General features: G+C 37.1%; 19 protein-coding genes. 9 read left to right on the top strand and 10 right to left on the bottom strand.

Annotation, left to right across the window (positions count from 1 at the left end; translation table 11 throughout):
- The first annotated feature begins 7 nt into the window (after positions 1-7).
- From QSH13_RS10420 to QSH13_RS10410, 3 genes are all read left to right on the top strand, one after another.
- Positions 8-1,942, top strand: coding sequence for an ABC transporter ATP-binding protein (locus QSH13_RS10420; protein ID WP_109395858.1), 1,935 nt, complete (start codon positions 8-10; stop codon positions 1,940-1,942).
- A 330-nt stretch (positions 1,943-2,272) separates the two neighbouring features.
- Positions 2,273-3,961 (top strand): methyl-accepting chemotaxis protein, encoded by a 1,689-nt coding sequence (locus QSH13_RS10415; RefSeq protein ID WP_196544807.1) that lies wholly within the window; start codon positions 2,273-2,275, stop codon positions 3,959-3,961.
- A 539-nt stretch (positions 3,962-4,500) separates the two neighbouring features.
- The gene (locus QSH13_RS10410; RefSeq protein WP_286039078.1) at positions 4,501-6,246 is read left to right on the top strand and encodes a methyl-accepting chemotaxis protein; all 1,746 of its coding nucleotides are present in this window, start codon (positions 4,501-4,503) and stop codon (positions 6,244-6,246) included.
- Between the two features lie 92 nt (positions 6,247-6,338).
- Here QSH13_RS10410 and QSH13_RS10405 read toward each other — a convergent pair whose 3' ends face one another.
- The 3 genes from QSH13_RS10405 to QSH13_RS10395 all read right to left on the bottom strand — a co-directional run bounded on the left by QSH13_RS10405 (position 6,339) and on the right by QSH13_RS10395 (position 10,216).
- Positions 6,339-7,883 carry a methyl-accepting chemotaxis protein gene (locus tag QSH13_RS10405; protein WP_109406789.1) on the bottom strand — a complete coding sequence of 515 codons (1,545 nt, stop codon included), beginning with the start codon at positions 7,881-7,883 and terminating at the stop codon, positions 6,339-6,341.
- Between the two features lie 149 nt (positions 7,884-8,032).
- Positions 8,033-8,893 (bottom strand): SIS domain-containing protein, encoded by an 861-nt coding sequence (locus QSH13_RS10400; protein ID WP_109396014.1) that lies wholly within the window; start codon positions 8,891-8,893, stop codon positions 8,033-8,035.
- 717 nt (positions 8,894-9,610) lie between these two features.
- On the bottom strand, positions 9,611-10,216 hold the full coding sequence (locus tag QSH13_RS10395) for a LysE family translocator (RefSeq protein ID WP_109406788.1): 606 nt from the start codon (positions 10,214-10,216) through the stop codon (positions 9,611-9,613).
- A gap of 99 nt (positions 10,217-10,315) precedes the next feature.
- On the opposite strand from QSH13_RS10395, the gene QSH13_RS10390 reads away from it, so the two are divergent.
- The 3 genes from QSH13_RS10390 (at position 10,316) to QSH13_RS10380 (ending at position 12,449) form a co-directional block, all read left to right on the top strand.
- A complete protein-coding gene (locus QSH13_RS10390; protein ID WP_109395863.1) occupies positions 10,316-11,296 on the top strand; it encodes a hydrolase in 981 nt (326 codons plus the stop codon).
- Complete coding sequence (locus tag QSH13_RS10385) at positions 11,293-11,514, top strand: YheU family protein (RefSeq protein WP_036933921.1); 222 nt, start codon at positions 11,293-11,295, stop codon at positions 11,512-11,514. Before QSH13_RS10390 ends, QSH13_RS10385 begins: the two co-directional genes overlap by 4 nt.
- Before the next feature lie 65 nt (positions 11,515-11,579).
- Complete coding sequence (locus QSH13_RS10380) at positions 11,580-12,449, top strand: phosphoribulokinase (RefSeq protein WP_109395864.1); 870 nt, start codon at positions 11,580-11,582, stop codon at positions 12,447-12,449.
- A gap of 89 nt (positions 12,450-12,538) precedes the next feature.
- On the opposite strand, the gene QSH13_RS10375 is transcribed toward QSH13_RS10380, so the two are convergent.
- Positions 12,539-12,946, bottom strand: coding sequence for an OsmC family protein (locus tag QSH13_RS10375; RefSeq protein ID WP_072064790.1), 408 nt, complete (start codon positions 12,944-12,946; stop codon positions 12,539-12,541).
- A gap of 312 nt (positions 12,947-13,258) precedes the next feature.
- Here QSH13_RS10375 and crp point away from each other — a divergent pair, with 312 nt between their 5' ends.
- A complete protein-coding gene (gene crp, locus QSH13_RS10370; RefSeq protein ID WP_004246872.1) occupies positions 13,259-13,891 on the top strand; it encodes a cAMP-activated global transcriptional regulator CRP in 633 nt (210 codons plus the stop codon).
- Between the two features lie 92 nt (positions 13,892-13,983).
- Here crp and argD read toward each other — a convergent pair whose 3' ends face one another.
- The 3 genes from argD to ppiA form a co-directional block, all read right to left on the bottom strand.
- Positions 13,984-15,198, bottom strand: a complete 1,215-nt coding sequence (gene argD / locus QSH13_RS10365) for a bifunctional acetylornithine/succinyldiaminopimelate transaminase (RefSeq protein WP_109406787.1) — start codon at positions 15,196-15,198, stop codon at positions 13,984-13,986.
- A gap of 117 nt (positions 15,199-15,315) precedes the next feature.
- Positions 15,316-15,891: an aminodeoxychorismate synthase component II gene (locus tag QSH13_RS10360; protein ID WP_006534660.1), complete on the bottom strand. Its 576-nt coding sequence runs from the start codon at positions 15,889-15,891 to the stop codon at positions 15,316-15,318.
- 373 nt (positions 15,892-16,264) lie between these two features.
- Positions 16,265-16,834: a peptidylprolyl isomerase A gene (gene ppiA, locus QSH13_RS10355; protein WP_072064793.1), complete on the bottom strand. Its 570-nt coding sequence runs from the start codon at positions 16,832-16,834 to the stop codon at positions 16,265-16,267.
- A gap of 270 nt (positions 16,835-17,104) precedes the next feature.
- On the opposite strand from ppiA, the gene yihA reads away from it, so the two are divergent.
- Positions 17,105-17,737: a ribosome biogenesis GTP-binding protein YihA/YsxC gene (gene yihA / locus QSH13_RS10350; RefSeq protein WP_109395866.1), complete on the top strand. Its 633-nt coding sequence runs from the start codon at positions 17,105-17,107 to the stop codon at positions 17,735-17,737.
- A gap of 150 nt (positions 17,738-17,887) precedes the next feature.
- Here yihA and spfP read toward each other — a convergent pair whose 3' ends face one another.
- Positions 17,888-17,935, bottom strand: a complete 48-nt coding sequence (gene spfP, locus QSH13_RS18615) for a small protein SpfP (protein ID WP_438361642.1) — start codon at positions 17,933-17,935, stop codon at positions 17,888-17,890.
- Positions 17,936-18,221: 286 nt separating this feature from the next.
- On the opposite strand from spfP, the gene def reads away from it, so the two are divergent.
- A complete protein-coding gene (def, locus tag QSH13_RS10345) occupies positions 18,222-18,740 on the top strand; it encodes a peptide deformylase (RefSeq protein WP_109395867.1) in 519 nt (172 codons plus the stop codon).
- Positions 18,741-18,830: 90 nt separating this feature from the next.
- On the opposite strand, the gene polA is transcribed toward def, so the two are convergent.
- A complete protein-coding gene (polA, locus tag QSH13_RS10340; protein ID WP_286039079.1) occupies positions 18,831-21,629 on the bottom strand; it encodes a DNA polymerase I in 2,799 nt (932 codons plus the stop codon).
- A gap of 634 nt (positions 21,630-22,263) precedes the next feature.
- Positions 22,264-22,887 (bottom strand): thiol:disulfide interchange protein DsbA, encoded by a 624-nt coding sequence (dsbA, locus tag QSH13_RS10335; protein ID WP_109395868.1) that lies wholly within the window; start codon positions 22,885-22,887, stop codon positions 22,264-22,266.
- Positions 22,888-22,894 lie beyond the last annotated feature (7 nt).

Here is a 22,894-nt window from a genome sequence, read left to right as displayed (position 1 = left end):
GATATTTATGATTGTTTTTTCTTCTTTGCAAATTCGCCGTGGTGTCAGAGTGTTACTGGACAATGCCAGTGCAACCATTAATCCAGGGCAAAAAATTGGTCTAGTCGGTAAAAATGGCTGCGGCAAAACCACATTACTTTCTTTATTGAAAGGTGAACTTCAAGCTGAAGCAGGCAATGTCACCTATCCTAGTACATGGTCAATGGCATGGGTTAACCAAGAAACACCGGCACTTGATGTACCTGCTATTGATTATGTTATTGATGGTGATAGAGAATATCGCCAGTTAGAACAACGATTACAAAAAGCTAACGAGATAAATGATGGCCACGCCATTGCACTAATACACGGGCAATTAGATGCAATAAACGCATGGACAATACAATCTCGTGCAGCGACCTTACTAAATGGTTTAGGTTTTAGCCAACAGCAGCTTAGTGAACCTGTAAAATCATTTTCAGGTGGCTGGAGAATGCGTTTAAACTTAGCACAAGCGCTGATTTGTCGTTCTGATTTACTACTACTCGATGAACCCACCAACCACTTAGATTTAGATGCTGTTATTTGGCTAGAAAAATGGCTGAAAAGCTACACTGGTACACTTATTTTAATTTCCCATGACCGTGATTTTCTTGATCCTATCGTGGATAAAATATTACATATCGAGCAAGAAAAAATCTTTGAATATTCGGGTAACTACTCTTCGTTTGAAATGCAACGTGCAACCAAACTCGCACAACAACAAGCTTTATTTGAAAATCAACAAGCCAAAATTGCACACTTACAGAGTTTTATCGATAGATTTAAAGCAAAAGCGACAAAAGCAAAACAGGCTCAAAGCCGTGTCAAAATGCTTGAACGAATGGAACGAGTCGCGCCGGCACATTCAGATAACCCATTTCAATTTAGTTTCCGTCAACCTGAAAGCTTACCTAATCCACTTTTATCAATGGAGAAAGTCAGCGCGGGTTATGGTGAAAAAGTTATTCTTAATGACATCAAACTCAATTTAGTTCCTGGCTCACGTATTGGATTATTAGGACGTAATGGCGCAGGTAAATCAACACTGATTAAATTACTTGCAGGCGAAATTCAACCATTACAAGGGAAATTAGCTCTTTCTAAAGGTATAAAACTTGGTTATTTTGCCCAGCATCAATTAGAGTTTTTACGTTCTGATGAATCGGCACTACAACATTTAACTCGTTTAGCGCCCAAAGAGACTGAACAAAAATTACGTGATTACTTGGGAGGATTCGGCTTCCATGGCGATAAAGTCACTGATGCTTGTGGTCAATTTTCTGGAGGAGAAAAGGCTCGTTTGGTCTTATCCCTTTTAGTTTGGCAACGTCCTAACTTGTTACTAATGGATGAGCCAACAAACCACCTTGATTTAGATATGCGCCAAGCACTGACCCAAGCTTTAATTAGCTTTGAAGGGGCAATTGTAGTCGTATCGCATGATAGACACTTATTACGCTCTACCACTGATGATCTCTATCTTGTACACGATGGTCAAGTTGAATCATTTGATGGCGATCTTGATGATTATCAACAATGGTTAGTTGATCAAAATCGCCAAGAGACTCAGGCCAATAAGAGCCAACAAGATAACGACAATACCACGACAACGGCCAATTTAAGTGCTCAAGATAGAAAAGAGCAAAAACGCAAAGAGGCTGAATTTAGACAACAAACCCAACCTTTACGCAAGAAACTCACAACATTGGAAAGCAAGATGGATAAATTAAGCCAAGAGCTTAGTGATATCGAAACAGCTCTTTCTGATAGTGGTATTTATGATGCTAGCCGTAAGAGTGAGCTTTCTGATTGCTTAAGCCGACAAAGTGTTACGAAATCCGCACTAGAAGAAGTGGAAATGGAGTGGATGGAGTTACAAGAAACACTGGAAGAAATGACAAACACATTTGAAGCTCAATAATACAACGCAATTTATTAATAAAGGAACTATTTAAGTGGAATAGCTCCTTTATTTTTGCCCTGCAATTCATTCTGAAAATTTATACAATTCATTTCACTTACGGTATTTATATCATTTTACAATAGCACGATTTACACAAAATATAATCTCACTCTATCCGACAATAATCCAATAAAAATAGTTATTTAACATTTATTCTCCACCTATTTATATTAAGTAAGAGAAATAAATTCTTTCTCACTAAAGTTTTTAACATTCCAGCCGAATTAATCATTCTGCTAAGTGGACCTCCCACTTACCAAAGATAAGTCAAAGCTAATAGGTAGGGTTATGTTAAAACGAATTAAAATCTCTCAAGGTTTAATGTGTGTCCTGACTCTGTTTTGTATTATTCAGATCATTTCTGGAGTACAAAGCATTCACGATGCCTACCAGACTCAAAATAAACTCACGAAAATTTCATACAGTTTCGATCAACTACGCACCATGGATAATACCTATGCGGAGTTGAATACATTACGTACTGATATTATTGCACAAGCATTTAGCTATATTTCAAATCCTCAAACCGAGGATGCAAACATTACCGCATTTATGCAAACCATGCCTGCGCGTAAAGCACAAGTTGATGCATTGATGAATGAGTATGTTGAGCTATCCGCGCAAACAGGTTTCGATCAGCAACGTATGGCGCAGATCAAACAGCTCTATCAAAAGAGCCGCGCTGATCTTGATTTACTGGCACAGTATTTAAATGAACGTAACACTAACGCGGTTCGTTTAATTTTAAAAAGCCCTGCAAACACTAACTTTACGAATTCATTGTATGAAGCCACAGACTTTATTACCGATGAAGTGGTTAACCCTTCAGTGATTGAAGCAGAAGATAATTACCATCGCATGTTGTGGATAGCATCACTCTTTATGAGTATCTTCCTCATCTTTACCGCCTTAGTGCTTATTTGGATCCGCAAATACATTATTGTACGCATTAACCAAATGATCGCCTATCAAGAAGCAATTGCTAAAGGTGATTTAGTCAGTCACATTGATATCGATGTTTCAGGTAAGAGTGAAATCGATCAGCTCATGTTTGGCTTACAGCAAATGCGCGCTCAGTTAAAAGAGATGGTAAGCTCTATTCGAAATACTAGTGCAACTATTTACACTGGTGTACAAGAAATCACCGCAGGTAATAATGACTTATCAAGCCGAACAGAAGAGCAAGCCAGTGCATTAGAAGAAACGGCGTCCAGCATGGAGCAGATGACCGCAACGATTCGTAATAACACTGAAAGCGCTCGTGAAGTAACAGAGCTCGTTATGAGCACTGCCGATATTGCCGTTCAGGGTGGTGAGCATAGTAATAAGATGGTCATGACAATGACCGACATCGCCGATCGCTCACAAAAAATTGGTGAAATCACTGCGGTTATTGATGATATTGCTTTCCAAACCAATATATTAGCCCTTAACGCTGCCGTTGAAGCAGCCAGAGCTGGTGAACAAGGTCGAGGTTTCTCTGTTGTAGCAAGTGAAGTTCGCAATTTAGCACAGCGTAGTGCAGAAGCAGCAAAAGAAATCAAAGAGCTAATTGAATCAACAATATTACGTGTTAGACAAGGTAACGATCTCGTCGAACAAGTCAGTCTATCAATGGGCGAAATTGTGACATCTGTTAATCATGTCTCGGGTTCGATGAAAGAGATTTTATCGGCATCAGAAGAGCAAACGCGCGGTATTACACAAATCAGCCTTGCTGTTAATGAGATGGATAAAGCAACTCAGCAAAATGCAGCGATGGTTGAACAATCAACCGCAGCTTCTGCCACATTAAGTGAACAAGCAAGTATATTGGATACTATTGTGAATACATTTAAAGTTGGGCATGAAAAAGTTGCCCCCGTGAAAGCAATATTGCCTACATTATCAGTTAAGTCACAAGATACTGAAACACTTAAAACACCAACAATCAAAACCAATAATCATGAAACAGACGATAATTGGGAAAGCTTTTAATGATATCTCTCACACAACATCGTATGAGAGCACTGTGTAGAAAATAGTCCAAAGCATATAACAAAACCTCTACCTACCCTACTCCCAGTGATTTTTCTGGGAGTATTTCGTCTGTTATCGTACATAAACACCAAAAGCAGATCGTTTTTCATACAAAATAAAGAATTTTTTTAAGAAAAATTAAGAGCGTTTATGAAATTGAAAATTTTATTTTACTTATCATAAGATAAAAAAATAAATAAAAATAAAATACTGCTTATTATCGTTTTAATATTAAACAATGCATTATTAACATTTATATATTAGCAATTAACACAAAAAATAAGTAAGGCAATATACTTATGGTTTTTTCTATTAATCATTAGAAAATTTTAGCCATTAGCTGACAATTAAAGCTAAAAAAAGAAATATAAGTTGTTTTTACTATCAAACTGAGTAGAAAAGATAAAGTTTTTAAATATCTAGCCGAATAAGTTTAATTGATAAATAGTTATCGCTCCTTGCTGTGTGTCCTATAAACCAATTAAATAGGTAAGGCTATGCTGAAACGAATAAAAATATCTAATGGCTTAATGTTTATCTTAATACTGTTTTGCGCTATTCAACTTTTTTCAGGTGCAATGAGTATCCGTGATGCGAGTTTAACAAATAAACGGATCTCACAATTAGCGAATGGTTTTGAACAGATAAAAACGATGGATTATGGTTATGCTGAGTTAAATAAATTACGTGAAGATATGCTAAATGTTATGTTTGAAGCTCATCTCACACCCGATATAGCAGAAAATAAAACCTCTGATTTCCTTTCCTCTTATCCAAAAAGAAAACAAGAAGTTATACGTATTATTACCGAATATTTTACGGCTACCGAAGAAGCCGATTTTGATCCCGAAAAAATAGAGAGCATGAAAAAACTCTTTAATCGTGTACTTTACGACCTTGATCAACTTGCATCATGCCTAGAGATCCGCGATTACTACGGTTTTCAATCTATTTATGCACATAATACCAATGAACGCTTTACTCAATCCCTTTATGAAGCAACAGATTATCTCAGTGATAACGTTGTTACTCACGCAATAAAAGCCGCTCAAGGTAATTATGAACGTTCCTTGGTCTTAGCTTTTGTCTTTATGTTTATTTTTATTCTTTTCACTATTCTTGTTGTAGTTTGGATACGTCGAAATATTGTTTTACGTATCAATCAAATTGTCGATTATATGTCGGAAATTTCACAAGGAAATTTATTAGAAAATAAAGATGTCACAGCAAAAGGAAATAATGAAATCGACCAATTAATTACAGGTATTCAATATATGCGTACCGAACTGTCATTAATTGTGAATGCGATCCGAGGGACAAGTCATCATATTTATACAGGTGTTCAAGAGTTATCAGCAGGAAATACCGATCTATCTTGTCGTACTGAAGAGCAAGCGAGTGCATTAGAAGAAACCGCCTCAAGTATGGAACAACTCACAGCAACAGTGAGAAACAATACAGAAAGTGCTCGTGAAGTTTCACACCTTATCAGTCAAACCTCCAATATTGCCAGCAAAGGGGGCGATGTCACCAATAGAATGGTGAAAACGATGACTGACATAGCCGATAGCTCACAAAAAATAGGTGAAATCACTGCCGTTATCAATAGCATCGCCTTCCAAACCAATATTCTCTCGTTAAATGCTGCGGTTGAAGCAGCCAGAGCGGGTGAACAAGGCCGAGGTTTCTCAGTCGTGGCAACCGAAGTCCGGGAACTGGCACAGCGTAGTGCCGAAGCTGCAAAAGAAATCAAAGAGCTAATTGATGCCTCTATTAGCCGTGTTCGTCATGGTAATGATCTTGTTGAACAAGTTAGCATTTCTATGGGAGAAATACTGACATCTGTAAAACATGTTGAAGATTCAATGACTGAAATTTTATCTGCGTCAGAAGAACAAACTCGAGGTATTACTCAAGTGTCTCTTGCTGTCACTGAAATGGATAAAGCTACACAGCAAAATGCAACAATGGTTGAACAATCCTCCGCTGTTGCCAGCTTATTGACTGAAGAAGCAGGTAATCTTGAGCAAATCGTTGAACAGTTTAAAACAGCGGAAAGTGAACAGTTCAATAAAAAGGCACAACACAAAGCAAGAGAAAAACAGTTCTCATCTGAAAAATTACTACAGACAAAAAATGAGGAAATAAAAAATACAGCCAAAGATGAAGTGAAAGAGAGAAAATCGGCAAAAGAAACAGCGACTGTAAATGACGATGAAGATGATGATTGGACAAGTTTTTAACCCATTAATTTGGTCATAATAAAAACGTGATTTAGATAAACAGAAGACACCTATTTTTAGTCGGTGTCTTCTATTTTTTAACTTATGACAAATTAATGAAATACATTGATTGCACTAACTAAGTAGTTAGTTTGTACTTTCATTTCACCTGAAATCATTGAGGCTTTGGAAACATAATTCGCATTTTCATGCGTAATCGATTCTAATTTTTCAACCGCACGACCAAGCTCTTTTAACCCCGCACTCTGCTCTGATGAGGCAAGACTAATTTCACCAATTAAATCAGTCACATTTTTAACATGCACCACAATATCTTCCATAGTCCCGACTGTTTCATTGACTTGCTTTGAACCGACTTTGATATTGCTACTTGAAGCACTGATCAAGGCTTTGATCTCTTTAGCCGCTTCTGCACTACGCTGTGCCAGTTCCCGGACTTCGGTTGCCACGACTGAGAAACCTCGACCTTGTTCGCCTGCCCTAGCCGCTTCTACAGATGCATTAAGTGCAAGAATATTAGTTTGGAAGGCAATGCTATCAATAACACCAATGATATTACTAATACGATCAGAGCTTTTCGCAATATCATTCATTGTATTAACAATACTATCCATTGCACTACCTCCTTTTATCGCAGCCTCACAAGTGATATTAGAAAGACTGTTTGCCTGCCCCGCCGTTTCACTATTGCTGCTTACCGCTGTCGTTAATTCATTCATGGTCGAGGCAGTTGCTTCAACATTACTGGCAGTTTGCTCCGTTCTCACATACAGATCGCGATTACCTGCGGCTAATTGATCACAAGAGATATCGACTTGATGAATTTGATGGCTCACATCACTAACTAACCAACGAAACATACGCCCTAATTGATTAACTGAACGCTGTGTCATACCCACTTCATCAATACGATTTATATAGGTAACGTTATGTTCATCGCCAGTTGCAACACGATTTGCTTGTTCATTAAGCAGTCTAATTGGCTTAACAAGCTGAAAATAGAGAATACGCTCATTTGCCATCAGTAATACCAGCAAAATCATAATATGCATAAAAAGAGCATACCCCGATAAACCAGCAAACCATGCACTTAACAACATGAAAGGTAGGGGTAATAGGATAAAAAAACGGAGTCGTTTTTTTAATGAAATGGTTTGATTCCATGAGCGCCAACATTGCCATCCTTTATAAACAAAAGCGCCTTTTAAAAACCTATGTGAAGGATACTTACCTTGATTAAATGCAGCATAAAGTGCTGAAGCCTGTGCTATTTCCTCTTTTTTTACTGAAGTCCTTACCGACATAAAACTTTGAATTTTACCCTGACGTATAATTGGGGTGATATTCGCTCTTACCCAATAGTAATCCCCATTTTTACGTCGATTTTTCACGATCCCAGTCCAAACTTCTCCTTGCTTTAACGTTTGCCACATATCCTTAAAGACTTCTGAAGGTATATCTGGATGCCGAACAATATTGTGGGGTTGCCCCACAAGCTCTTCCATTGAAAATCCACTGACTTCAATAAAGTCCTCATTGGCATAAATAATATTGCCATCAAGATCTGTCGTCGACATCAGTGTTGCGTTTTCAGATACCGGGTATTCTCGCTGTGTCACCGGTTGATTGTTACGCATTAGTTACTCTCCTCGATATTGAAATCAAAACATCTCAACAAAAAAAGACTGCCTAAATAACTATCGTTTCGGCCGTTAAGAGAATAACTTTAGTAATAAGTGTAAATACCTATGTTTAAATATTAGTTTTTTGAATCAGTTCAAATTTTTTAATTATCCAGGCTATTAATTAATGCCTGTGAACTCAATACTAATGTCTTCGCACACTCATCGCGTTTCTTTAATAACGCCATGAAAATAAGGTCAGTGATCGTGTTTTGTGCTGTACGTGAAGAGATTGAAGCGCTTCGCCACTCCCCCTCATCCGCAATTGTTTCTAATATATAATCAGAAATTTGGCCCAATGGTGAATGTTTTTCTCCTGTAATAGCAATGATTTTAGCTCCCTGTTTTTTAGCCACAGAGGCCGCAACCAACATGTCTTTTCTTTTACCGCTATAAGAAATTACAATCTGTAAATCCTTTGGACTTAACATCTGAGCAACAGATATTTGTACATGATGATCTGTTTCAATCAGCGTTGTTATTCCTATTTTTTGCAATTTATAACTTAGATCTCTTGCAACTAATCCTGAACCACCAATACCAATAATTTGAACACGTTGTGCTTCATCAATAAGCTGAACGACTTTTTCAAAATGAAGATAATTAATTTGACGAGTCGTATCACAAATTGAATTACTTTTCTCTTGAGCGAGTTTCTGAGCAATAACAACTAAACTATCATCGGCATCTATTTGGTTATGTAATATATTAGAGTTTGTTCCTGGATTCGCATTTTTCCTGCCAAGATCTTCACTGATTGCAAGTTTCAAAGAAGGAAAACCTTTAAACCCTATTTTTTGGCTAAATTTAACAATTGCCGATTGACTCACCCCCATAATTTGAGCAAGTTGTTGTGAGGAAAGAGTCACTGTTTTTTCCGGATTGTCTAAAATATAGTCTGCTATTTTGCGCTGATTTGTAGCCATACCTGGCTTTATCCAGGCAATTTTTGTTAATGTTGGCATAATGACAATATCCACTTCGAGTTCTATATAGTTATATCTGGAATAGTTCTTGGTACAGCGTTTACTACCTAAAAAAATTAAATTTTTAGAATAAAATCAATTAAAAATAGAAAATGAACAATAATAAAGTATAGGGGAAATTACCTTATTATTGGAATACTTATTTTTATAATTGTTTTATAATTATCTTTTCAATCCAATCTATGTTTATCGCCCCGAGATTTTTATAATACTTAATTTATTTTTCTCTCTTTTTTTAATAATAATTTATTCTTTTAGGTCAATAGGACGATATAGGCTTATTCTATTTACATTTAATTATTTATTATTTTCAAATATTTTCATTAAGTTAACAACCTTTCAAAAACATAAACGTAATATAATTTATTTTAAAAAGAAAACCATCAAAAAAGAATAAATAATTCTCTATAAAATAGTTATTTTTACATTTAAATTATGTAAATAATAAAAAAATAAAAAATCAAGTAGCTAAATAATAGGATTAGCATCGCGACTAAAAATTTAGTCATCTGTTTATATAAAGTCGTATTTTAACACGAATAATTGTGTCAGTGGGCGATCGTAGCTCTCTCTTTTTATAGCGGAATACTCTTTTTTTGATACATACCAAAAGATATCATTTCAACTAATCTTAAAAAAACATTATTTACAGCAAAAAAGTTTTATTAATTATTGATTTTAAACTATTTTATTAATTTACTCTATCCAGATCAAAGGTACACAGAGCGCCGTTAATAATCCCATTAAGATATTGAAAATAAACCATGTACGTCTGCTTTGTAAAAATAGGCTAATCAATGTTCCGCCTAATATCCAAACAACACCCGCAACGAAATTAACAATAACCATAACAATACTAATAGTAATAATCGAACTAAAATAAGCATCGCCTGATAAACTGAAGCTTCCTACAGCACCTAATCCCATCATCCACGCTTTTGGATTTAGAAATTGCAATAATCCACCCTGAAACCAACTTACTGCCTGTAAGGCTTTTGCTGGAATATCTAAACGCTGATAAGATGATGCCGCGGTTTTCCAAGCAAGCCAAAGCAAATACGCACTCCCAACTATTTTCAATCCGATATGCAGAGCAGGATAAATTATCAATAAAGTGGCAACACCAAATGCAGAGCTCAATAAAACGCATTGCATACCTAACATAATGCCAGCCATTAGTTTTAACGAGCCTTTAAAGCCTACATTTGCCCCTGATGAGGTAAGCAGTAAGTTGTTTGGTCCGGGTGTTATCGCAGCAATAAACAGGAAAATAGTTAAGGAAGAAATAAGGCTAATTGTCATGATAAAGACTCAAAAATGTGACAGGCGTTTTATTTTCACCGAAAATAGCAGTATGTTATTTAGCAAACAAGTGTTAATTCATTTTGATAGACGGAAAATATGTCTCAATACTTTAATCCAATGCGTTGGGCTAAAAATCCACACTTACAGACGCTCTTACCAAGAATTGTACGTAGAACGCCACAATTGACGCCACACTGGCAACGACTCAATCTTCCAGACAACGATTTTGTTGATTTAGCGTGGAGTGAAGATCCGACAACGGCACTCAATAAACCGCGCTTAGTCATCTTTCATGGCTTAGAAGGTGGATTTAGTAGCCCTTATGCTCACGGCATGTTAACCGCAGCAAAAGAGAGAGGCTGGCTAGGTGTTGTGATGCACTTTAGAGGATGTAGTGGTGAACCCAATAGACAAAACCGTATTTATCACTCAGGTGAAACGGAAGATGCTCGCTACTTCTTAAATTGGTTGAAAAAGGAATTGGGTGAGCAACCTACAGCTGCGGTTGGCTATTCTCTTGGTGGAAATATGCTTGCCTATTATCTAGCGGAAAGTGGTGAAAATGCGGTTGTAGATGCGGCCGTTATTGTCTCTGCACCATTAATGCTAGAACCATGCTCAACAAAAATTGAACATGGCTTTTCTCGTTTTTATCAATGGTATCTGTTAAAAGAACTCAAAAATAACGCAACACGAAAACTTATTCGTTATCCAGAGTCCTTACCGATCAGCTTATTGACGATAAAATCCATCAAAAAACTACGCCAATTTGATGATCTTATTACCTCTAAAATTCATGGCTTTAAAGATGCGTTAGATTATTATCGCCAATGCAGTGCATTACCTTTATTAAACAAAATAAAGAAAGCCACGCTTATCATTCATGCTAAAGATGATCCATTTATGTCTGCAGATGTGATCCCTGATGTCAGAACACTCCCCAATAATATTGAATATCAACTTACAGAATTTGGTGGGCATGTGGGATTTGTTGGTGGAAAACTATCAAAACCAGTGATGTGGCTTGAAAGCCGAATACCTGACTGGTTATCCGCTTATTTGGAGAAAACCCAATGATAATTCCTTGGAATGAGCTTTCCACAGAGACACTTGATAATCTTATTGAAAGTTTTGTTTTACGAGAAGGCACTGATTATGGTATCCAAGAGAAAACGCTTGAACAAAAAGTCGCCGATGTAAAAAAACAACTTAAATCTGGTGAGGCCGTGTTGGTTTGGTCTGAACTTCATGAGAGCGTTAATATTATGCCTGCATCGCAGTTTCGCTCTGATTAATTATTCAAAGCAAGCGATGCATCGCCATCAATAAGGGCCAACCTTATTTAGCAAAAGGATAACCTATGTCAATCAAGCATCCTATCATCGCAGTGACTGGCTCAAGTGGTGCAGGAACTACCACAACAAGCCAAGCTTTTCGTAAAATATTCCAACAACTCAATGCAAATGCCGCATTGATTGATGGCGATAGTTTCCATCGCTATACCCGTCCCGAAATGGATATGGCGATAAGAAAAGCCAGAGAACAAGGTAGACATATCAGTTATTTTGGCCCTGAAGCAAATGATTTTAGCTTACTGAGCAAAACATTAAGTCAATATAGTGATACTGGGCAAGGTCAATCTCGCAAATATCTACACTCTTATGATGAAGCAACACCTTACAATCAATTACCAGGAACATTTACCCCTTGGGAACCCTTAGCCGATAATACTGATGTTCTCTTTTATGAAGGATTACATGGTGGCGTTGTTACCAACGAGCATAATGTAGCTCAACATGTTGATTTATTGGTCGGTGTTGTTCCTATCGTAAACCTAGAGTGGATACAAAAGCTTATTCGAGACACCACAGAAAGAGGACACTCGCAAGAGGCAGTAAGAGACTCAGTTGTACGCTCAATGGATGATTATATTAGCTACATTATTCCTCAATTCTCACGCACTCACATTAATTTCCAGCGAGTCCCAACTGTTGATACTTCGAATCCTTTTTCTGCTAAAGCAATTCCCACTCTGGATGAAAGCTTTATTGTTATTCGTTTTCGAGGCTTAACCGATATTGATTTTCCCTATTTACTTGCAATGCTACATGGCTCATTTATGTCGACAATAAACACGATTGTTGTACCAGGAGGGAAATTAGGATTAGCGATGGAATTAATTATGGCGCCATTAGTCAAAAAATTATTAAATGGCGAAAAGATAAGTTAACCAAAATAAAAATTATCTCTATAAAAATAATATCCCATTAATTAAGGGATATTATTTTTCAAATTAAACTTTATTTTAAAATATCAAAATTAGTCAGCATTTTTTATTTCAAATGAATGCGTAATATTGGCTGCTTTTCCTAGCATTAAAGAAACAGAACAATATTTTTCTGCCGATAATTGAACCGCTCGTTCTACAATTTTATCCGTTAACTCTTTACCTGAAACAATAAAATGTAAATTGATATCAGTAAATAAACGAGGAGCTTCTTCACGTCGTTCTGATGTTAATTTTACTTCACAATCAGTCACTTGGTGACGACCTTTTCGTAAAATGCTTACAACATCAATAGCGCTACACCCACCCGCAGCAATTAAAACCATTTCCATTGGGCTTGGGGCTTTATCTCCTGAATTCCCATCCATCATAATTTGATGGCCAGATGAAGATTCACCGACAAAAGATAAATCTTCAACCCACTTAACTCTCGCTTCCATTTATTTTCCCCTAAAGATGACAGAAACTAAAAGAGTACATTCTCATAATTCAACTAGCAATTAGCAAATAGGTTTATTATGCTGACTGCGTAAAACGAGACTTAATGCACTAATTGTGTTAAAAACAATATCTGCTTGATGATAGTGGTTAAGATCAATGCATTATTTTCTCATTTATTATAATCTATTCCATATTAACTTACCGTGTTCTCAGGAAGTTAATAGGTAAAGATAGGATTTTTAAGCACGCTGTCTCAAAAGGGAACCTATCCGTTTTGAAAGGCTGCATTTAACGTACAGAGGATAACGCGAATGGTTCTCGGCAAGCCGCAAACAGACCCGACTCTTGAATGGTTTTTGTCACACTGCCATATTCACAAATATCCATCCAAGAGCACGCTGATCCACCAAGGTGAGAAAGCGGAAACACTTTATTATATTGTTAAAGGTTCCGTGGCTGTTCTTATTAAAGATGAAGAAGGAAAAGAGATGATCCTCTCCTACCTAAATCAGGGGGATTTCATCGGTGAACTTGGATTATTTGAAGAAGATCAAGAACGTAGTGCATGGGTTAGAGCAAAAACAGCCTGTGAAGTAGCAGAAATTTCCTATAAAAAATTCCGCCAATTAATTCAGGTTAACCCTGATATTCTGATGCGCCTTTCTGCTCAAATGGCGAACAGATTACAAACGACATCAGAAAAAGTAGGTAATCTTGCTTTCCTTGATGTAACAGGTCGTATTGCACAAACCTTATTAAACTTAGCAAAACAACCCGATGCAATGACGCATCCTGATGGCATGCAAATTAAAATTACACGTCAGGAAATTGGTCAAATCGTTGGTTGTTCACGCGAAACTGTAGGCCGTATTCTGAAAATGTTGGAAGATCAAAACTTGATCTCCGCACACGGTAAAACTATCGTTGTTTACGGGACTCGCTAAGTTTCCCTCTCGAACAAACAATAGCCCATAAAAGGGCTATTGATATACTTTTGTATAAGCCCCATCTTCGTTGATGGGGTTTTTCGTTGATACTACCCTTTTACAAATTCTGCAATAGCCGCTTTTAATGCCACCATTCCTTCTTGTAGCTCTTCTTGAGTAATAATTAACGATGGTGTAAAACGCATCACATCGGCTCCTGCGTTTAACATCATTAAACCATGTTTGGCTGCAAGACCGAGTAACTCTTTGGCTTTACCTTCATATTGCGGTGCCAATTGTGCACCAATCAATAAACCTTGTCCTCGAATTTGCGAAAAGACATTATACGTTTGATTGATTGCCACCAGTTCATCCACAATCCATTGATAACGCTTTTCTACACCTTCAAGTACTTCAGATGTATTAATTAAATCAAATGCAACATTACCCACTGCACAAGCTAATGGATTACCACCATAAGTTGTACCATGAGTCCCTACGCCCATGACAGAAGCTATCTCATCTGTTGTTAACATCGCACTGAGTGGAAAACCACTCCCTAGCGCTTTTGCAGTTGTAATAATATCGGGTGTCACATCATAGTTCATATAGGCGAAAAGCTTACCTGTACGCCCCATACCTGTTTGTACTTCATCAAGGACAAGCAGAGCTTGATGCTTATCGCACAACTCTCGTAGCCCTCTCATAAACTCAGGTGTTGCTGCTGTTACGCCACCTTCACCCTGAACTGGCTCTAAAACAATGGCACATGTGTGATCATCTATTACTGCTTTAACAGCCTCTAAATCATTAAAAGGAACATGTACGATATCAGCGGGCTTAGGGCCAAAACCATCGGCATATTTAGGTTGTCCACCAACAGATACTGTAAACAACGTTCTGCCATGAAATGCATGGTGAAAAGCAATAATTTTAGTTTTATAAGGACTATGGCGAGTGATGGCATAATGGCGAGCCAATTTAAATGCTGCTTCATTCGCTTCTGCGCCAGAATTGGCAAAAAAGACACGTTCTGCAAATGTGTTATCTATTAATTTTTGAGCTAAACGTAATGCAGGTTCATTAGTAAAAATATTACTAACATGCCAAAGTTTTTCACTTTGTTCTTTCAAGGCTTGATTTAGAGCCGGATGAGCATGCCCCAATGCTAAAACAGCAATACCACCAGCAAAATCAATATACGATTTTCCCTGCTGATCCCAAACACGACTCCCCACCCCTTTGACAGGAATAAATTCTGCGGGTGAATAAATTGGCAACATTACTTTATCGTAAGTTGCCCTGTTAATGCTTTGCTTTGTCATTACCCCACCTGATCGTTATTCACATTCAATATGAAAATATAATCACTAAATATGAATAAAAAATCAAATGTGGTTTTGTATAAAAAGACGTTATTTCACTATTTAAATTCTATCCATTTAATATTTAAGGAAATTATTTAATAGCTCATGCCCTTGTTCACTTAAAATACTTTCTGGGTGAAATTGAACCCCTTCAATTGGTAGAGTACGATGGCGAATTCCCATAATTTCATCAACATTTCCATCATGTTGGCTCCATGCCGTCACTTCAAAAGGTACAGGCAATGTTGTCGCATCAATCACTAAAGAGTGGTAACGCGTCACACTTAACGGTCGATTAAGCCCTTTAAAAACACCTTGTTGATTATGATGTATTAATGAATTTTTACCATGCATCACTTCTCGCGCTCTAACAACCGACGCACCAAAAGCTTGCCCTATTGCTTGATGTCCAAGACAAACACCAAGAATAGGAATTTCACCGGCAAACCGCTGTATAGCCTCAAGAGAGATCCCAGCTTCATCAGGAGTACAAGGTCCTGGCGAGATCACAAGATGTGCTGGCATCATCTTTTCTATCTCTTTAAGTCCGATCTCATCGTTACGCTTAACAACAACCTCAGCACCCAATTCACAGAAATACTGATAGAGGTTGTAAGTAAACGAATCGTAATTATCAATAAGTAACAGCATATTAGCCTATCCGACTGATTTTCTTATCATTATCTGTTTTATTACTATTTTAAAGCGAGTGTAGATTTGCCAAAATAGCTCGTTGTTTAACCGACTTGGGTACAACAAAGCCGATTATCATAGCACAGGTATAAAATATGAATAGTAAGCAAGAAAACCTGCTGGTTTATTGCGCAATAACAAGAATGACGATAATTGATGATGAATAGAGTGATTAATAGTGTAATGAATACTTATTGCAGGAGATCACACGAAAAAAAGAAGGATAAAAATATTTTTTTCGTACTAAAACCCCCGGAATGAAAACATTCATTCCGGTTTATATGCTTTCTATCTTATTAGAATAAGTAAATATCCTATCCTAATAATGCGTTTATTGTTTTACAACTTCCGCAGATAAAATAGTGACCGTTTTTACTGGCACATTTTGGTAAGGTCCAATATTCCGAGTCGGTGTTTGTGAAATTTTATCAACTACATCCATTCCTTTCACAACTTTACCAAAAACAGCATAGCCAAAATCACGTTGACCGTGATCTAAAAATGCATTATCAGCCACATTAATAAAGAACTGGCTGGTTGCGCTGTCTTTATCTGACGTGCGCGCCATGGCAATAGAACCTTTTACATTACGTAATCCATTGTCGGCTTCATTTTTAATTGGCGCTCTGGTTTGTTTTTGCTGTAAATCAGCAGTAAAACCACCACCTTGAACCATAAAACCAGGAATAACGCGATGAAAAGTAGTGCCGTTATAGTACCCATCTTCAACATACTGAATAAAATTTTTCGTTGTAATTGGCGCTTTTTTATTATCCAGTGATATTTCAATATTACCTTCAGAGGTGACTAATTTAACGAAGGTTTCTCCCGTTGCCATTGCAAAAGTCGCTGTTGTTAAAGTGCAAGCGGTAACGAAGGTGACAAGAAAACGTTTTAACATGCAGGGATCCTTTACTTTAATAGTCTACAACTTACTTAATATGCAGCGATTCTAATTCGCTGAGGTAAATAGTGCCAATCATTTACCTTTATTTACGCTCAATAAGTCTAATTACGTTATAACAGAGTAAATTTTAATTTTTAATCGCTGTTATAAGTCATTAAATTGCGCCAAAATAGAGCAAATAAATATTTTAGATATTCATTTTCATGCAAAATTGAAATGAGTATGCATGAAAAGCCGCATTATTTCAGAGAGGTTTATACCATAATGACCCAATTTAATTACCAAAAAGCACATTTCATCATCAGTGCACCTGATATCCGTCATTTACCGCCAGATTCAGGAATTGAAATTGCCTTTGCGGGTCGCTCTAATGCCGGTAAATCCAGTGCTTTAAATGCGTTAACCCAACAAAACGGATTAGCCAGAACCAGTAAAACCCCAGGCCGTACTCAATTAATCAACCTTTTTCAAATTGAAGAAGGTTTACGCTTAGTCGATTTACCAGGCTATGGATATGCCCAAGTTCCTGAGGAAATGAAGCGTAAATGGCAACGCTCTTTAGGTGAATACCTACAAAAAAGAGAGTGCTTAAAAGGTGTAGTTATTTTAATGGATATTCGTCATCCATTAAAAGATCTCGATATGCAAATGATTGACTGGGCTGTAGGCTCAGAGCTACCTACTCTCGTTTTACTGACTAAAGCAGATAAACTAGCATCAGGCGCGCGTAAAAAGCAGCTCATGAGCGTACGTGAAGAACTAGCAAATAAAGTAGGTGATATCCGCGTAGAATATTTTTCATCATTGAAAAAAATTGGCATTGATAAACTACGTAACACGCTTAATGAATGGTTTTCAGGCTCAGAAGAGCAACCTATAAATGATGATAACGCCTAATTATCTTCTTTTTCTCAACGATAGCGCTCTGATCTTCTTTTGATAAAAGGGAAATCATTTTTCCCTTTCACTTCTCGCACAAACCATATCAGTGAATTTTAGATAAAAAAATGCCCCAGTCGAAATAAAGTCGACTGGGGCAGCTAATATTCAGCTAAATCCGATTACGTGAAGTAAAAGGTCTGAAAGATAGAACATCTTACCTCTGTACCCTACGAGAGATAATGTACTCTATTTTATTGGTTAATAAAAGCCCTTTTGTAATTTTTTTTCACATGCAGACACGATTCAGCTATGTGTTTATGTATTCAAATCATAAATAAATGTAGTTTAATTACATAATTATGAGACTTTAATCACTCGCGTGAATATGATTAAAAATAGAACAAATCACACAAAAGGTGCGGTTTCTCCTTAATGATTTTGTGATACGCTTATCGCGAGACCGTAGTAAATATGTAATTAGCGATAAAATGAGGTATCCATGGCTGTATTACCGCTCCTGCGTTTTCCAGATGAGCGTCTGCGCAGAGTCGCAGTACCAGTGGAAAAAGTAGATGACGAAATACGCACATTAATCGATAACATGATTGAAACCATGTATGCAGAACGAGGTATTGGCTTAGCAGCACCTCAGGTTAATGTATCTAAACGCATTGTTGTAATTGATGTTTCTGAAAACCGAGATCAACCGATTGCACTTATCAATCCTGAAATTATCAGCACTGAAGATGAAGTGATGGATATGATGGATGGGTGTCTATCTATTCCAGATTCTTTTGCGCCAACACAGCGTTACCGTTTCTTAAAGGTTAAGGCATTGGATAGAAATGGTGATGTAATTGAACTAGAAGCCTCTGATTTGTTTGCAGGCTGCATTCAACATGAGTTAGACCATCTTGATGGTAAACTCTTTATTGACCATTTATCTCCGTTAAAACGTCAACGTATTGAGAAAAAACAGAAGAAATTGAGCAAACTGCTAGACTCACAAGTTGCTTAATTATTCACTTATCTCTTTTTCACATTTTGATAAGTTTTGACATAAAAAAGCTCGGTATTAACCGAGCTTTTTCTTTTAGTACACAGAAAATTAATGTGCTTCATCCCAGTTATTACCAACACCCACTTCAACTTTCAACGGAATAGCTAATTCCATACTACTTTCCATCAATTTATGGATCATGGCGTTTGCGTTTTCTAGGTAAGACTCGCGCACTTCAAACACTAATTCATCATGTACTTGCATAATCATATGCACATCAGCAGGACATTGATTGCAAATCCAATTATCCACAGCGATCATTGCTTTTTTGATAATATCCGCCGCTGTACCTTGCATTGGCGCGTTAATCGCTTCACGCTCTGACGCTTTACGGCGAATTGCATTCTTTGAATTAATTTCTGGTAAATAGAGGCGACGACCATCTAAGGTTTCAACATAGCCTTGTTCAGAAGCTTGTTTACGTGTACGTTCCATATAGTCCAAGACACCAGGATAACGTTCAAAGTAAAGATCCATATAACGCTGAGCTTCTCTTCTCTCAACACCAATCTGTTGTGATAAACCAAATGCACTCATGCCATAAATAAGACCAAAGTTGATCGCTTTCGCACTACGACGTTGTTCAGAGGTTACTTCCTCTAAAGGAATACCAAATACTTCAGATGCCGTTGCACGGTGAATATCTTTACCTTGAGCAAAGGCATCTAACAAACCTTTATCTTGCGATAAATGCGCCATGATCCGTAATTCAATTTGTGAATAGTCGGCAGCCACAATTTTAAAACCTTCACGCGCAATAAATGCTTGGCGAATTCGGCGTCCTTCTTCATTTCTTACTGGGATGTTTTGAAGATTTGGATCACGAGAAGATAAACGCCCCGTTGCCGTCACCGCTTGATGATAGGAAGTATGTACACGTTTCGTTTTGCTATTCACCATTAATGGCAATTTATCCGTATAGGTAGATTTTAGTTTCGCCAGACCACGATGCTCTAAAATTAAACGAGGTAATTCATGACTATGCGCTAATTCTTCCAATACTTCTTCATTGGTAGATGGTGCCCCTTTTGGGGTTTTCTTGATAACAGGTAATTGCAGTTTATCAAATAAGATTTCTTGTAACTGTTTAGGTGAAGAGAGATTAAATTCTTGCCCCGCTAACGCAAACGTCTCTTTTTCAATTTCAGCTAAACGCTGTGTGATCTCTTGAGATTGAACTGCTAACACTTGAGCATCAATTAATACTCCCTTGCGTTCCATTCTAGAAAGCACTGGGACTAATGGCATTTCAATATCGCGGTAAACATGTTTAAGAGGCTCAATAGCTTCTATTTGAGGATATAGCGCTTGATGGAGTAATAAAGTAATATCGGCATCTTCAGCAGCATATAACGTTGCTTGCTCAACCTCAATTTGGTTAAAAGTCAGTTGACCTTTACCTTTACCCGCAATCTCTTCAAATGTTGTGGTTTTATGATTTAAGTGCTTTTCAGCCAAAGTATCCATATCGTGTCGATTACTTACGCTATTTAATATGTAAGATTCCAACATCGTATCAAAATGAATACCGTTTAATTCGATACCTTCATTTTCCATAATGCCACGGTCAAACTTCAAGTTCTGCCCAATTTTTAGAATGTTCTTATCTTCTAAAATAGGTTTTAATGCCGCTAGCACATCATCAACAGGAAGTTGCTCTGGTGCATCTAAATACTCATGACGTAATGGAATATAAGCCGCTTTACCCGGTTCAATAGCAAATGACAGCCCCACTAAACGCGCATCAATATTGTTTAAGCTGTCCGTTTCTGTATCGAATGCAAACGCAGGTGCTTTTTTGAGAAGCTCAACCCATCGCGCTAGGCTTTCATGTGTCAAGATAGCTTCATAATTCTCTTGTGTAATAACAGGGAAATTAGCTGATACAGAGGCTTCTTTCGGTTTAACGGCTTCAGAGGTGTAAGGCACAGCAACTTTGTGTGTGCTACGTTGTGCTAACCACCCACCATTTTGAAGATCACTTATCCAGCGTTTAAATTCATAACGCGTGAACATCTCTAGTAATTGCTCTAAATTTGGCTCACTAACCACTAAATCATCAAACGTTTTATCGAGTTCAACATCCGTTTTAATTGTTGCCAACTTATAAGAAAGTTTTGCCACTTTCTCATGCTCTGCCATTTTAGCGCCAAGTGTTTTAGCGCCACGGAAACTCAACGTTGCGATATTATCAAGCTGTTGATAGATATCATCTAAACTACCAAGCCCTTGTAAAAGGCCTAATGCCGTTTTTTCCCCCACTCCCGGAACACCAGGAATGTTATCGGACGAATCGCCCATTAATGCGAGAAAATCAATAATCAATTCAGGAGGAACACCATATTTTTCTTTAACTTCATCAGGGCCTAAAATAACGTTGGTCATGGTGTTAATTAGCGTGATCTTTGGCGTCACTAATTGCGCCATATCTTTATCACCAGTACTTATTAAAACATCACGACCATCTGCTGCCGCTTTTAGTGCCAATGTTCCAATAACGTCATCCGCTTCCACACCTGAAATAGATAACAATGGTAAACCCATTGCTTGCACCATCTCATGTAAAGGCGCTATTTGCTCACGTAAATCATCCGGCATCGGAGGGCGATTAGATTTATATTCCTCATACAACTCATCACGGAATGTTTTACCTTTAGCGTCAAACACAACCGCTACATGACTTGGTTTATACTGTATTATCAGACTACGTAACATGTTCAACACGCCGTACATCGCACCTGTTGGCTCACCTTGGCTATTGGTTAGTGGTGGAAATGCATGATAGGCGCGATAAAGATATGAGGAGCCATCTACAAGGATAAAGGGGTTTTCTGCTATCTGGACCATAATCTGTTCATCATTGTTCTGAGGTTCGTTGATATGACTAGAATGCCACATCACAGCCCAATAGACGAATATTACCTGTTCTTAAATGCAGAAATTCGGCTTAAATACTCAATTATTTATTATTAATCGAACTTAACAAAAAGAATAAGTATGAATGATAAGTTAATATTTATTAAGGTCATTTTTGTCAGAGTACATATTCATTAATCTGGCTTGAATTAAAAACAAAGAATAAACAGTAAACTTATTGTGTAATTTAGAAAGTATTTAAGATAGAGCCATTTACTCATCATTAATATTAACGTTCATATTAGTGCCATCTTTTTTATTAAGAATTTATTTTCTAATCGACACCAAAACAACCTGTGGATAACTCTGTGAGTAGTTTTGTAACCCTCTCTATATTAATAAGTTAGCTTTCTTTTCAATTTGTTAACATAAGTAAAAAATCAATCACTTAGCGAATTTATTAAGATATTATAAATTAATCGCTGTATTTTTTATTAATGTGGATAGTTATATTATGACAAAATTATGAAAGTAAAAAAATAGCACTCCTATTTCTTGAGTGCTATTTTTCATATAAATATCTATATACTTTTACTTAATCCATATGGGAAAAGTTAAGCCTATATTATTTTTTCAGCAATAACTGATTCACAATATCAGAATATGTCTTTGCATACTCTTCTGGTGATTTTGCGCTGATACCATCATTTTTCATTTTATATTTACCACCAATTATCATGGCAGGAACACCATTAATTTGGAAATCAGCAACAGCATTTTGTTGTTGGCTAACTAAAGAGTTCACCACAAAGCTATTCATTGCAGCATCATAATCTTCGCCTTTAACGCCAGCCTTAATAAAGGCATTACGGATATCGTCAACAGAACGAATAGATTGAGTTTCTTGAATACCTTTAAATAAAACAGGAGAAACTTGATCTTCAACACCTAAGGCCATTGCCACAGCCCATGAACGTGTTAAATCTTTACCTAAAGGCCCTAAGAAATCAACGTGATAGCGGACAAGATTAGTATTTTCTGGTGCATTCTTTTCAACAGTACTATTGACTTTATACACTTCAGAAAATTGATAACAATGTGGGCAATAAAAAGAGAAAAACTCAACAACATCAGGCGCAGATGCAACAGGTTTAGAAAGGTTAGTGTACTGTTTTCCTTCAGATATATCAGCGGCAGAAACACTGAATGCTAACACCATACTTGCTAACGCCAGCCAAATCTTTTTCATTTCTCAT

It is taken from the genome of Proteus faecis (genome assembly GCF_030286765.1).
GTDB lineage: Bacteria > Pseudomonadota > Gammaproteobacteria > Enterobacterales > Enterobacteriaceae > Proteus > Proteus faecis.
Note: the sequence above shows the minus strand (reverse complement) of the source record. Positions and strands in the feature narration are given on the sequence as shown.